Raw genomic sequence first — 13,769 nt, 5'->3', positions numbered from 1 at the left:
CATGTTCATGAGCCCGAAATGCTAGCAGACCCAACCCCCTCCCCGCTGGCCCAGCACTGGCGGCAACGCGACCTGCAGGTGCTGTGGCATCCGTGCACGCAGATGCGTGAGCACCCGCATACCCTGCCGCTGGTGCCGATCGCCCGTGGTGAAGGCGCATGGCTGATCGATCACGACGGCAACCGCTATCTGGACGCCGTCAGCAGCTGGTGGACCAATCTGTTCGGCCATGCCGAGCCGCGCATCGGCGGCGCCATCGCGGCGCAGGCCGGGCAGCTGGAACAGGTGATGCTGGCTGGCTTCGGCCATGAGCCGGCGATCACCCTGGCCGAGCGCCTGCTGGCGCTGGCGCCACGCCAGCCCGGCCGCGAGCCGCTGGCCAAGGTGTTCTATGCCGACAACGGCTCGGCCGGCGTTGAAGTCGCGCTGAAGATGGCCTTCCAGTACTTCCAGAACCGCGGCGAGCCGCGGCGCACGCGCTTCATCGCGCTGGAGAACGGTTACCACGGCGAGACCCTTGGAGCGCTGGCGATGGCGGACATTCCGCTGTACCGCCGCGTCTACGCGCCGCTGCTGGCCGAAGGCCTGTTCGCGCCCTCGCCCGATGCCTACCTGGCCGAGCCGGGCCAGAGTGCGGCTGATCGCGCACGCCAGGCCGCTGATGGTCTGGCCACCCTGTTTGACCAGCATCCCGGCGAGATCTGCGCGGTGATCCTGGAGCCGCGCCTGCAGTGCGCCGGCGGCATGCGCATGCATGACCCGGTGTACCTGCAGCGGGTGCGCGAACTGTGTGATGCGCACGGCGCATTCATGATCGCCGACGAGATCGCCACAGGCTTCGGCCGCACCGGCACCCTGTTCGCCTGCGAGCAGGCCGGGGTGATGCCGGACCTGATGTGCCTGTCCAAGGGCCTGACCGGCGGCTTCCTGCCGCTGGCCGCGGTGCTGGCCACGCAGGCGCTGTACGACGCCTTCCTTGATGACTCGCGCGAGCGCGCCTTCCTGCATTCGCACAGTTACACCGGCAACCCGCTGGCCTGTGCGGCTGCGCTGGCGACGCTGGACATCTTCCGCGACGACGATGTGATCGCCCGTAACCGTGGCATCGCCTCGGTGATGGGCGCGCTGGCTGCGCCATTGAGCGACCATCCGCACGTGGCCGACGTCCGCCAGGCCGGCATGGTGGTGGCCTTCGAGCTGTCGCGTGATGGCAACAAGCGCACGCCGTTCGATCCAGCGCTGCGACTGGGCCTGCACGCCTACAAGGCTGCGCTGAAACGTGGCGTGGTGCTGCGTCCGCTGGGCGACGTGCTGTACTGGATGCCACCCTACTGCGTGGATGACGAACAACTGGAGCTGCTGGCACATACCACGCTGGCGGCGATTGACGAGGCGATTGCATGCGCGTGACCCGCTGCCCCATCGACCTGGCGCTGCACAGCGGCCAGACCGTGACCCTGCCGGAAGAGACGGCCAACCATCTGGTGCGGGTGATGCGCCTGCGCGAGGGTGATACCTGCGTGCTGTTCAACGGCGATGGCCACGACTACAGCGCCACGCTGACCGCCGCCGGCAAGCGCGAGGTGCAGGTGCGCATCGGTGCGGTGCAGGCGGTGGACAACGAATCGCCGCTGGCGATCACTCTGCTGCAGGGCATTGCCCGAGGCGAGAAGATGGACCTGATCCTGCAGAAGGCCACCGAGCTGGGCGTGAGCGCCATCGTTCCGGTGAATGCCGAGCGCACCGAAGTGAAGCTGGATGCCGCGCGCGCGGAGAAGCGCGTAGCGCACTGGAACAACGTGGTGACTTCGGCCTGCGGCCAGTCCGGGCGCGCGCGCATTCCGCAGGTTGCCTCGCCGGTGTCACTGGCGCAGGCGGCGACGACGCTGCCAGCCGATACGCTGCGGCTGACGCTGGACCCGCACGGTGCCCATCGCCTGTCGACGCTCGATGCGGCGCCGACGGGCGGCATCGTGATCGCGATCGGCCCGGAAGGGGGCTGGTCGCCGCGCGACCGGGATCAGTTGGCAGCGGCAGGATTCCAGGGCCTGCAGCTGGGGCCGCGCATCCTGCGTACCGAGACCGCCGGGCTGGCCGCGATCGCGGCATTGCAGGCGCGGTTGGGCGACCTGGGGTAAGGTTGATTGGTGGTAGTGTCGGCCGCTGGCCGGCATCCAAGGGATCATGAGGTTGCCGGCCAGCGGCCGGCACTACCGGGAACCCGACCGGCGGATTGCCGATCAGGCCGCCAGCGAATCCAGCGCGGCTTCCAGCGCATCCAGGTTCGGCAGCAGCGCGCTCTGCTCACCCAGCAGCACGCGCATGTGCACGATCTGCGGCAGGGTTTCCTCGGAAGCATCGGCCAGCAGGCCATCGCGCGGCACCGAGATCAACTGCGGGAAATTCTGCGTCAGCAGCGCGTAGTAGGGGCGCTGCGCGTTGCCGCTGAGGGCCTTCAGCACGACGACCTTGTTGTGGCCGCCCACGGCTTCCTCGCCCAGGCCGGAAAGGCGCGCGAACGACACCAGCGGCACCTGCCAGCCGTGCCAGCCGATTTCGCCGACCAGCCAGCGCGGGGCGTCGGAAACCGGCTGCACCGGCACCCGCGACATCATTTCGGCCACGGTGGCATTGGGCAGCAGCACGCGCTCGTTGCCGGCCTGGATCAGGACGCCGCGGATTTCGTCATTGCTGGCATAGCTCATGGTGCCTCTCCGTTATCGTTTTCCACGCCCCAGCGCTCGGCGATGGCCTGCGCCAGTTCCTGTGGCTCACCCGCCACCATGCCAGCGGCGACCACCGCCGTGGCTGCGGCAGGGTCATAGCAGCCCTCGCCGACCTGCCCGGCCACCCAGGCACCGGCGGCGGCCAGATCCAGCGCCGGACCCACATGCGCAAGGTCGGCGCCGCTGAGCAGGACCAGCGCAGTGTGGTCGGCCGGCAGCCCGGCAATCGAAATGCCTTGCGCGTCGCTGACGAAATGCAGGCCATCGCTGGCTGCCTGCACGCCGATGTCATCGGCCAGCACGTGCACTTCACCGGGTGTTGCACGCTGGCAGGCTTCGGCCAGCTGCACGGGCAGCGGCGACACGCGTGCCATCTGCTTGACCAGGTTGCCGTAGCGGCCACCGTCCAGGCGCATGTGCACCAGCACCGGCACGCTCAGCGACGACGGCAGCGCACCGAGCAGGCGGCGCAGCGCATCCGGGCCACCAATGCCGGCCAGCACCAGCAGCGAGCCGGCACGTGCGCCCGCAGGCGCCGCAGTGTCCAGGTCCACCAGGCTGAGGTGATCGGTATCGAAGGACGGCAGCGGGGCTTCCATCGCGGCGCTGTACCCGGTGGCTGCGGGTGCGTCTGCTACGTCCTCGACCAGCGACCACGCGGTGTGGTCGAAGGACACCGGCGGCGTTGCCGGTGCGGCAACCGGCTGCATCGGCGCTGCCTCCAGCGGCTCCGCCACCACCGGCTGCAGCGCGGCCAGTGCCTGCTCCAGCGCGATCGGTTCGTGCAGGTGCGCCGGTGGCGCATACAGGCTGTCCGCCGGTACCTCGTCGGCCCAGCTCAATGCCTGGTCCAGATGCGGCTGGAGCGCTTCTTCCCGTGGTGCCGGCGGCGGTGCCGGGTGGCCCGGTTCCAGCTGCAGGGCGGGTTCGTCTTCCGCACCCGGCGGCAGCACCTGCTGGTGGCCGTGCAGCTTGGCGGCCAGGTGGCGGCCCCAGCGCTGTGCCTCCCAGCCATCACGGCGCGCCGCCAGCTCGGCTTCGTCGAAGACCAGGGTCAGGCCTGGTGCGGACAGCACCGCTTCAAGCCGCTCCAGAGCATCCTCGATGGCCGCTTCCAGCGCGATCACCACGAACTGTGGACGCGCGTCCTGCAGCAGCTGCGGCTCCAGGCCGTTAGGATCGTCTTCCAGCACCAGCTGCACATCGGCATGCGACAACGCCTCGCGCAGGCGCTCGCGCGCCGCGCCAGGACGGGCCAGCAGGGCGACGGCCGGGGCCGCCTGGGCTTCACTCACGGACACGGGCGATCCCCAGCAGGTCGTACACGTTACGCATCAGGTCCAGCTCCTGGTACGGCTTGCCCAGGTAGCGCTGCACGCCGATCTCGAAGGCGCGCTGGCGGTGCTTGTCGCCGCTGCGCGAGGTGATCATCACGATCGGCACGTCCTTGTAGCGCGGGTCGGCACGCATCGCGGTGGCCAGTTCGTAGCCATCCATGCGCGGCATCTCGATGTCCAGCAGCATCAGGTCGGGCACGCGTTCTTCCAGGCGCTCCAGTGCTTCCACGCCGTCGCGGGCGACGCTGACCTCGAAGTTGTGGCGTTCGAGGATGCGCCCGGTCACCTTGCGCATGGTCAGCGAATCGTCCACCACCATCACCAGCGGCACCTGGCGCTCCTGGCGTGGCGCGTTGGCCAGCACCGGCAGCGTCGGGTTGGCGAGGAAGCGGCGCACCAGCGGCGCGACGTCCAGGATCACCACCACGCGGCCATCGCCGGTGATGGTTGCACCGTAGATGCCCGGTACCGAAGCGATCTGCAGGCCGACCGGCTTGACCACGATTTCGCGGTTGCCCAGCACCTGGTCGATCGCCACGGCGGCACGCAGGTCACCAGCACGGACCAGCAGCAGCGGTACCTGGTCCTGGCCATCGGCACGCGCCGGGGCCTGCCCGACCAGGCTGCCGAGGTCGTACAGCGGATAGTCCTCGCCGCTGTAGCGATAGCTGCTGTCGGCCGCTTCGAAACGCTCGCGCGACAGGCGGCCGATGCCACTGACCGATGCGACCGGCACCGCAAAGGTGGTTTCGCCGATCTGCACGAACACCGCCTGGGTGACCGCCAGCGTCTGCGGCAGGCGCAGGGTGAAGCGCACGCCCTGGCCACGCACTGACTGGATATCGACCGAACCGCCCAGCTGGCGCACTTCGTTGCGCACCACGTCCATGCCCACGCCACGGCCTGCCAGCTGGCTGACCTGGTCGGCGGTGGTGAAACCAGAGGCGAAGATCAGGTTGTCCAGTTCCTGCTCGTTCGGCTGCGCATCGGCAGCCAGCAGGCCACGGTCGATGGCGCGGCGGCGGATCGCCTCGCGGTCCAGGCCGGCGCCGTCGTCGGCCACTTCCAGCACGATTTCCGAGCCTTCGCGGTGCAGCCGGATGGCGATCTCGCCCTCCTCCGGCTTGCCGGCGGCGCGGCGCTGTTCCGGCGCCTCCAGGCCATGGGCCACGGAGTTGCGCAGCATGTGTTCCAGCGGCGCGACCATGCGGTCGAGGACGTTGCGGTCCAGTTCGCCGTGGGTACCTTCCAGGGTCAGGTGGACCTGCTTGCCGGTATCCATGCCGGACTGGCGGACCACGCGGCGCAGGCGCGGCACCAGACCGTCGAACGGCACCATGCGCGCGCGCATCAGGCCATCCTGCAGTTCCGAGCTTACGCGCGACTGCTGCTGCAGCAGGGAGTCGTACTGGCGCGACAGATCGTCCAGGACGCCCTGCAGGCCGCCAAGGTCGGCGGCGGACTCGTTCAGCGCACGGCTGAGCTGCTGCAGGGTGGAGAAACGGTCCAGTTCCAGCGGATCGAACTTCTGGTCCGCCTGGTCCTGCTCGCGCTGGTAGCGGGCGACGATCTGCGCCTCGGTTTCCAGGTCGAGTCGGCGCAGCTGGTCGCGCAGTCGCGCATTGGTGCGCTCCAGTTCGGCCATGGCACCACGGAAGGCACCCAGCTGCTGTTCCAGACGCGAGCGATAGATCGCCACTTCACCGGCATGGTTGACCAGGCGGTCGAGCAGGTCGGCGCGCACCCGCACCTGCTCCTGCTGCGGACGCGCCAGCGGATCTTCGTCGGCCACGCCTTCGGCCGGCAGTGGTGCCGACAGCGGGGCATCGGCCGGCGTCGTCAGCGGGCCCACAGCCTGTGCCGGCACGGCCTCGGCCTCGCTGGCCGCACGCGCGGCCGCAGCGGCCGCCGCGATATCGGTGGTGGTGCGAAGCTCAAAGGCCTCCACCAGGTCCTGTGCAGGCGCCACCACGCGGTGGGCACCGGTCCGCGTCAGCAGCTGGTGCAGGCGGTCGAAGCCGCGCTCCAGCAGCTGCACGTCGCGGCGATCAATCTCGGTGCGGCCGGCCGCCACGGCTTCCAGCAGGGATTCGATGCTGTGGCCAAGGTCGCCGATGGCATTGATGCCGGCCATGCGTGCGCCACCCTTCAGGGTATGCAGGTCACGCTGCAGGCCGGCCAGTACCTCGCGATCCTGCGGCGCATTGCGAAGCTCGCTGATCAGGCCATCGCAGTGGTCGAGCAGGTCCTTGCCTTCCTCGACGAAGATGTCGACCAGTTCGCGGTCGTACACACTGAAGTCGAGCGCATCGGCGCCATCCGCGGTGTCTTCCAGGGTGGAGGCTTCATCGTGGAGCGGCGCCCGCTCCCCGGCGTCGGCCTCGGCAGGTTCGGCATCGGCGTCGGCCGTGCCCTGCCCCGGCGCTTCTTCCAGTTCGAAGAACCGCACCGGCTCGGCGGTGGCCTGCAGTGCTTCGGCAGCGCTCACCTCGTTCACCGTCGCCGGGGACGGCTGATCGGCGCTCTCTCCTTCGCCGACCGCCGCCTCCCCGCCGACGTCCGCATCCTCGGCAAAGGCTTCCGCCTCGCCCGGCGCGAGTTCGCTGGCCTGGAGGCCGAGCACGGGCCATTGCCCGTCGTCGTCCAGGGTCTGCTCTTCTTCGATCACGTGCAGGCCGGCCTCGAGCGCGGCTGCCAGCGTGACCGGTTCTGCAAAACCCGGCGCAGCCATTTCATCCTGCAGGCTCGACAGCCCGCTGTCGAGTGGCAGTGCAGCAGCGGCGTCAATGACGCTGTCATCGCCACTGCCCGAATCAAAGGACAACGGCGTATTCAGGTCGATCGCGTCAACTTCCGCAGATACCGGCCGCTCTTCCGCGTCGCGGTCATCCACCGGCAGCGCACTGGCGTCGAGGTAGGGCGACAGATCGTCGGCCATGGTCAGATCAGCGTCGTCGACCGTCGCGATCGTGGGCACGGCATCTGCTTCGGCCACTTCGACAACAGGCGCACTCTCGACCGGCTGGATCGATTTAATCGCGCCGGTGTCCGCCACGGCAGGTTCACCTTCGCCCGGCACCGACGGCCAGCCGGCGTCGAAGTAACGCGAAAGATCGTCGCTGGCGGTCAGCTCGCCCACGTCCAGGCCGCTGTCGGCCGCGATGTCCAGCGGTTGCCTGTCGGTTGCAGCTGGAACCGGTTCCAGCGCATCTTCGGCAAGCGGCTGCGGCTCGGCAATGAGATCGGGCGCCACATCGAAAGCGGACGCCATGCTGGTTTCGTCCAGCGTGTCCAGCCCGGCCAGCGGCGCTTCGGCTTCGGATGCCCGCCCGACATCGGGCGCCAGCGCGATGCCCTCTTCATCCTCGTCCTCCAGCCCGACCATCGGCCAGCGCGCTTCCGGCAGTTCACCGGCCAGCGCCTGCAGGCGCTGTACCAGCGCTTCCTGTGGCGTGATGCGCGGCTGCTCGGCCTGCAGCGCTTCCATGGTCGCGGTGATCGCCTGCGCGGTCGCATCCAGCGCGGCCACGCCCTCGTCGCCCGGCACCACGTCTGCAGCCAGCGCGCGCTTGATGTAGGACTCGGCACCGCCGGTAACGGCAGTGATTTCCGGCACTTCGGTCATCGCGAAGGCGCCGTTCATGGTGTGCACCGCACGCAGCAGTGCGTCGCTGACCGGCTGCGGCGCCTGCTGCGCCGAGCGCAGCCAGTCCTGCAGGGTCGCTTGGTGGACTTCCACTTCGGCTTCCAGGATCTCGCGCAGCACGCTGTCGATGTTGGCCGGCGTGCCCAGTGCTTCGGGCGCCGGGTCCGCATCGGCTTCAGCCTGCACCGACGCCATTGCTTCGGCTTCGAGGATGCGGCTGATCTCGTCCTCGCCATCGGCTTCGACCACCGGTGCGGCGGGAGCGGCCGCAACCGGCAGCGGTACGTAATAGGTTTCCTCACCCGCGCCGACGCGATCGGCAATGGCCTGCATCGCCTGCAGGTCCACGCTGATCCGCTGGCCATGACGCAACGCGGCGTTCAGCTGCGGCAGCGCGGCATGCGCGTTGTCGACCATGGCCAGCACGGCTGGCGTCGCCGGGCGGCTGCCGTCGAGCACGCGGTTGAGCATGCCCTCGATCTTCCACGCAAATTCGCCCAGGGTGCGTGCACCGACCAGTCGGCCACTGCCCTTGAGCGTATGGAAGATGCGGCGGATGGGACGCAGACGGTCCATGTTGTCCGGCTGCATGCGCCATGCCGGCAGCAACGTTCCGAGGTTGGCCAGTTCGTCGTCGAACTCTTCCAGGAACACCTCGCGGATGTCCTCGTCGATGTTCTCGGCATCGTCGTCGAAGCCGGCCTCGAAGCCGGCGTCTGCATCTTCCGCGCTGCCCACGGCGACTGGCGCTTCCGCATCGGCCGGCGTCGGGGTCGCCTGCGGATTGAAGTCCGCGGCGGCAGCGCTCAGCTCGGCAAAGAACTGCGCGTCGGCTTCGCTGAAATCAATCGGTGCGATGGTGTCGATGTCGATCATCGACACCGCCGCTGCCGGCACATCGGCAAGCGGTGCGGGCGCTTCCACCGGCACATCCACGGGGGTGATGTCCGGTTCTGCGGCAGCCGGGCTCTCTTCCACCACCGTAGGGGCAGTGGCATCGACGCTCTCCAGCGACGGATGCAGCCCGGCAGCGTCCTCCAGCGACAATGCCTCCATCGCATGCAGCGACAACACGTCGTCGGCATTGTCCAGCGCATCGGCATCGAAACGGAACACGACGTCGTCACTTGCAGAAACCGCGTCATGTTCGGCGGCCACCGGGTCGAACCCCGGTGCGGCATGCGCGCCGGTCTCGATGGACAGCGAGGCATCGGCGGCGTCCTCTACGTCCAGGCCGCTTGTCGCATCGGACTGCACTGGCAGAGCCGCCTCCGACAGCGTCCAATGGGCGGCGGCGCCCTGCCCTGCATCGAGCTGTTCGAAACTGACCGGATCGAAGCTGGCAAACGTCGGACTGCGCTCATCGTCCGCTGGAGCGAGCGGATCGGTCTCAGGATGGAACGGTGCCAGATCCCATTGCGGGACCTCGGGTGCAGGTGCACTGGAGGCGGCAAAGACCAGCGGTGCATCCGACTCGTCACGCAGCGCAAGCGGCGCGGAGGCGACGGATCCCAGCCCACCGAACATCAAGCTGTTGTCCGCCGCTGCCGGCGAAGGCGTGGCCGGTGGCGGATCGAAGGTGAAGTCCGGCAGCGGTACCGGCACCTCACCGGGTGCCGGCGCGGCCGACTGTACCGGGATCTCGATGTGCTCTGGCTGCAGTGCCTCGCCCTGCAGCACGACCGGCTCACGCTCGATCGACTGCGGCACGGACGCTGCCGGCTCAGCCGCATCGTGGTCCGGCAACGGCCAATAGCGCAGCGCCTCAAGGCTGCTGCGGGTGATGTCGAGGATGTCCTCGCGACCCGGACGACGGTCGCGCAGGGCTTCCAGGTAGTACTCCAGGCTGGCCATGGCGTCGGCCAGCGTGTCCAGCTGGCGGCCACTCGGCACGCGCTGGCGACCGATCAGCTCGGCTTCGATGTACTGCTGCACACCGCGCAGGTAATCGGCGGCGGTACCCAGGTCGAGCATGCGCAGCGCACCGGACACATCGCCCAGCAGGCGCGGCACGTCGTGCAGCTCGGCATGGTTCCAGCTGGTTTCAATGAACGCGACGAAGTGCTCGCGCGCGGCGGCGAAGTTGGCGATGGCCTCGTGCGCCAGCACCTCTACCGTGCGCCGGTTCTCCACTGCGCTCGGATCGTCCTGGCCACTGCCGCCGGCGCCCAGGTGGGCGACCTGGTCATCCAGCGACGCATCCACGTAGAGCAGCGCCCCGGCGATATCCAGCAGCAGGTTTTCGTCGATCTGCTGGCGGCCCTCGACCACGCCACGCAGGGCATCACGTTGCTGCACGACCACGCCGCGGGCCACGCCCAGGCCCATCATGCCCAGCGTATCGGCGACCGCACCGAGCTCGTTGGCCTGGGTCTGCAGTTGCTCCGGCGCACCGCCGGTACGCAGGTGCAGGTCCAGCGCATCCTTGATGCGCAGCAGTTCTTCCTTCACTGCACTGCCCACGGTATCGAGCAGCTCGCGGTTGCGCCCGCTCAGGCTGCCACGGGCATGGTCCAGCTCGGCCTCGGTGGCGGTGACGCTGTCCGGTGCGAATGCCAGCAGCACGCTGTCATGCACGCCCTCTTCGCCACGTGCGGCACGGATCTCGTTCAGCAGCGGCATCAGCACGATCGGGATGTCACGGTGACCGTTCTGCAGGCGCTCCAGGTAATCGGGCAGCAGCACGCTGCCACGCATCAGGGTCGCGCAGGCTTCATCCCGATCGGCCACGCCACCGGCGCCGATGGCATTGGCCAGCTGTTCCAGCTCCTCGGCCACCATGGCCGGGGCGTACAGCTCGACCATGCGCAGGGTGCCCTGTACCTGGTGCAGGTAGCCGGCGCAGATGCGCATGCGGCTGGCGTCGGTCGGGTCTTCCGCGTAGTACTCGACTTCGTTGCGCACCTGGCGCAGGGTCTCGTCCAGCTCGGGCTTGACCCAGCCCAGCGCTGCGTGGCTCATCGCATCGCGCAGACTGCTCATGGACGCGCTCCGTTCGCCGCCGCGCGGAAGCCGCGCGAGTTCTGGCGTGGGGAATGGAAATGCTTCATCGACTGGTTCCTTGCTCGCCGCCCTGCCCGCGTCACGCCGGCAGCTTGAAGTCGGCGACCGAACGACGCAGGTCGGCCGCCAGCTGCGCGAGGTGGCCGATCGATTCGGCGGTCTGCCCGGCACCCTGCGAGGTCTGGCCGGTGATCTGCCGGATCACGCCCATGGTGCGGGTGATGTCCGAGGCCGCAGCCGACTGCTGCTGGGCGGCGATGGAGATGTTCTTGATGAGGGTGTTCAGTGCATTGGACACGCGCTCGATCTCGGTCAGAGCGGTGCCGGCATCCTCGGCCAGGCGTGCACCGGACACCACTTCGGCGGTGGTCTGTTCCATCGAGGTGACCGCTTCGTTGGTATCGGCCTGAATGGCCTGCACCAGGTTCTCGATGCGTCGGGTCGCGCCGGAGGTACGTTCTGCCAGGCGCTGCACTTCGTCGGCCACGACCGCGAAACCGCGGCCCGCTTCACCTGCCGAGGCCGCCTGGACCGCTGCGTTCAACGCCAGGATGTTGGTCTGTTCGGAAATGTCGTTGATCAGCTCCACGATCGAGCCGATTTCCTGCGACGACTCACCCAGGCGCTTGATGCGCTTGGAGGTTTCCTGGATCTGGTCACGGATCTGGTCCATGCCCTGGATGGTCTCGCGCACCACGCCGGCACCTTCGGCGGCGATCACCACCGAACGTTGTGCCACGTCGGCCGACTCGGCCGAGTTGCGCGACACCTGTTCGATGCTCGCCGCGATTTCGCCGATGCGGTCCGACGCCGAGGTGATCTGGTTGGCCTGGTGGCCCGCCGCCTCTGCCAGCTGCATGGCGGTGGCCTGGGTTTCCTGGGTGGACAGCGCGACCTTGGCCGAGGTGTCGTTGATGGTGGTCACCAGGTGTCGCAGCTCGTCGACGGCGTAGTTGATCGCGTCGGCGATGGCGCCGGTCATGTCCTCGGTCACCGAGGCCTTCACCGTCAGGTCGCCCTCACCCAGCGAGGAGATTTCGTCCAGCAGCCGCATGATCGCCTGCTGGTTGCGGCTGTTGAACTCCACCTGGGTCTGGTAGCGCAGTTCCTGCTCGCGCGAGCGGCTGCGCACGTTGGTGGAGACGAAGCCGATGATCGCGATCAGCGACAGTGCGCCGGACACCACGCCGATCCAGAAGTTCGGGAACAGGCGGGTATCGGACACCGAGCCGAACGAAGAGAACGCGTCGAACAGCTTGCGGCTGTCATCCAGCATGTGGGCCGAACCCTGGCCCAGCGCGGTGGCGGCGGACTGCGCCGCGAACAGCTGGCGCGAGCTGGCCAGGATCGCGTCAGCGTCCTGCTTCATCGCTTCCCACTTCTGCTGCGACTGCTCCAGTGCGGCGACGGCGGCGGCACCGCGCACGGCGGTGATGCCCAGTTCCTCGTTGCCGTTGCGCAGGCCGTCGAGCACCTGCGAGAACACGGTGATGTCGCGTGCCAGTGCATCGCCGGACGTCGCTGCGGCGCTGCCACCGGCGCGCATTTCGGTCACGCGACGGGCCATGGAGCCGGCCACCACCACCTGCTGCAGGGCGCTGTACACCTGCGACGACGGCGCGCCGGAGGCCGACATCGCACGCACCAGCTCGTTCAGCTGGGCCTGCAGGCCCGGCACCGCACCGGTGAAGTTGTTGGCGTTGCCAGCCAGCGCCAGCACCGCCGGTTCACTGGCGACCAGCTGCCCGGCCTGCTTGCCCAGCGGCGCCCAGGTCTCGCCCAGGGTGGCGATGGCACCGGACACGCCCGGCTCCTTGCCGTAGCGCCCCTGCAGTGTCGACACGTTCTGTTCGATCGCGTTGCGGGTCGCCTTGAAAGCGGTGAACGCCTGCGCGTTGCCGCCCACCGCGTCACGGCCCTGGTTGGCCAGCTGCTGCGACAGCACCTGCAGGTCGGCCGCCTTGGAACCGGCATCGGCCAGGCGACTGCCCTGCCAGGTGGCGACGCCGGTGTTGACGCCGAACAGGATCATCGATGCCAGCAGCAGGAACAGCCAGAGGTTGCTGCCGCCCAGCCGCAGCTTGCCGGTCTTGGTGGCGTCCGAAGCAGTACTCATCGTTCAACCTCGATCTTCAATGCAGGGGGCGATGCCCGGCCTCAGGCCGCGGCTTGCCGGAATTCAGGGGTACGCGACAGCAGCGAGAGGGAGAACACGCCCCAGTCGTGGCCGTCGGCGTGGAAGGCGCGATCGACGAAGTGGCCGTAGCGCCCTTCGGCCAGCGTGCCGGCCGCGATCTGCTGGTCCAGTTCAAAGCTGCGCTGGCCGAACAGTTCATCGATGGTCAGGGCGACGTCGCCGCCGGCCTGGCGCATGATCAGCACGCGCTGGCCTTCCTGCTGCACGGTACGCGTGCCTTCCAGGAAGTACTTCAGGTCGACCACCGGGAACAGGTTGCCGCGCAGATTGCCCACGCCCAGCAGCCACGGCTGCGCGCACGGCACCGGGGTCACCGGCGGCATCGGCACGATTTCAACCACTTCGCGGAAATCGGACACCAGCCGGCGCTGGCCGACGCGGTAACCCACGCCACGCCAGAGGTCCTGGGCGAACTGCCGCTCGGGCAGCTGCACCGCATGGGCCAGGCTGCGCCGTTCGTAGGCTTCGAGAATGTCGAAGGGCGAGCGCATCAGGCCACCAGTTCGTTGATCCGCGCGATCAGTTCATCCTCGCGCGGCGGCTTGACGATGTAATCGGCCGCGCCCTGGCGCAGGCCCCATGCCTTGTCGGTTTCCATCGCCTTGGTGCTGACGATGATCACCGGGATGTGCTTGATCGCCGCATCACGGGCCATCGCGCGGGTGGCCTGGAAGCCGCTCATGCCGGGCAGGACCACGTCCATCAGCACCAGCTGCGGCACCTGGTCGCGGACCAGCTGCAGTCCATCCTCGGCATTGTCCGCCTCCAGCACCTCGTGGCCGGCACGGCGCAGCCACTGGGTGAACACCGCGCGGTCGGTCGGTGAATCCTCGATCAGAACGATACGAGCCATTGTGCCT

Annotated in this window: 8 protein-coding genes; 2 read left to right on the top strand and 6 right to left on the bottom strand. The window is 68.5% G+C overall.

Translation table 11 applies throughout. The annotated features are described in order from the left end of the window. The first annotated feature begins 18 nt into the window (after positions 1-18). Both bioA and AC5P9F_RS14865 read left to right on the top strand, forming a co-directional pair. On the top strand, positions 19-1,410 hold the full coding sequence (gene bioA, locus AC5P9F_RS14870; RefSeq protein ID WP_033833434.1) for an adenosylmethionine--8-amino-7-oxononanoate transaminase: 1,392 nt from the start codon (positions 19-21) through the stop codon (positions 1,408-1,410). Beyond that, positions 1,401-2,138, top strand: coding sequence for a 16S rRNA (uracil(1498)-N(3))-methyltransferase (locus AC5P9F_RS14865; RefSeq protein ID WP_060380381.1), 738 nt, complete (start codon positions 1,401-1,403; stop codon positions 2,136-2,138). Before bioA ends, AC5P9F_RS14865 begins: the two co-directional genes overlap by 10 nt. Positions 2,139-2,240: 102 nt before the next feature. Here the strand turns inward: AC5P9F_RS14865 and AC5P9F_RS14860 are convergent, their stop codons facing one another. The 6 genes from AC5P9F_RS14860 to AC5P9F_RS14835 all read right to left on the bottom strand — a co-directional run bounded on the left by AC5P9F_RS14860 (position 2,241) and on the right by AC5P9F_RS14835 (position 13,762). Then, entirely contained in the window at positions 2,241-2,705 is a 465-nt protein-coding gene (locus AC5P9F_RS14860) for a chemotaxis protein CheW (RefSeq protein ID WP_005410712.1), read from the bottom strand. Further along, on the bottom strand, positions 2,702-4,027 hold the full coding sequence (locus tag AC5P9F_RS14855; protein ID WP_495231991.1) for a chemotaxis protein CheB: 1,326 nt from the start codon (positions 4,025-4,027) through the stop codon (positions 2,702-2,704). Before AC5P9F_RS14855 ends, AC5P9F_RS14860 begins: the two co-directional genes overlap by 4 nt. Next, a complete protein-coding gene (locus tag AC5P9F_RS14850) occupies positions 4,014-10,691 on the bottom strand; it encodes an Hpt domain-containing protein (RefSeq protein ID WP_164225727.1) in 6,678 nt (2,225 codons plus the stop codon). The genes AC5P9F_RS14855 and AC5P9F_RS14850 overlap by 14 nt, the downstream gene beginning before the upstream one ends. Positions 10,692-10,791: 100 nt before the next feature. Then, on the bottom strand, positions 10,792-12,828 hold the full coding sequence (locus AC5P9F_RS14845; protein WP_005410715.1) for a methyl-accepting chemotaxis protein: 2,037 nt from the start codon (positions 12,826-12,828) through the stop codon (positions 10,792-10,794). A gap of 41 nt (positions 12,829-12,869) precedes the next feature. Continuing rightward, positions 12,870-13,400 carry a chemotaxis protein CheW gene (locus tag AC5P9F_RS14840; protein ID WP_005410716.1) on the bottom strand — a complete coding sequence of 177 codons (531 nt, stop codon included), beginning with the start codon at positions 13,398-13,400 and terminating at the stop codon, positions 12,870-12,872. After that, positions 13,400-13,762, bottom strand: a complete 363-nt coding sequence (locus tag AC5P9F_RS14835) for a response regulator (RefSeq protein ID WP_005410717.1) — start codon at positions 13,760-13,762, stop codon at positions 13,400-13,402. Before AC5P9F_RS14835 ends, AC5P9F_RS14840 begins: the two co-directional genes overlap by 1 nt. Positions 13,763-13,769: the final 7 nt, after the last annotated feature.

The organism is Stenotrophomonas sp. YJH_SMC_4 (genome assembly GCF_059371575.1).
This window is presented reverse-complemented; position numbering and strand designations above follow the sequence as displayed.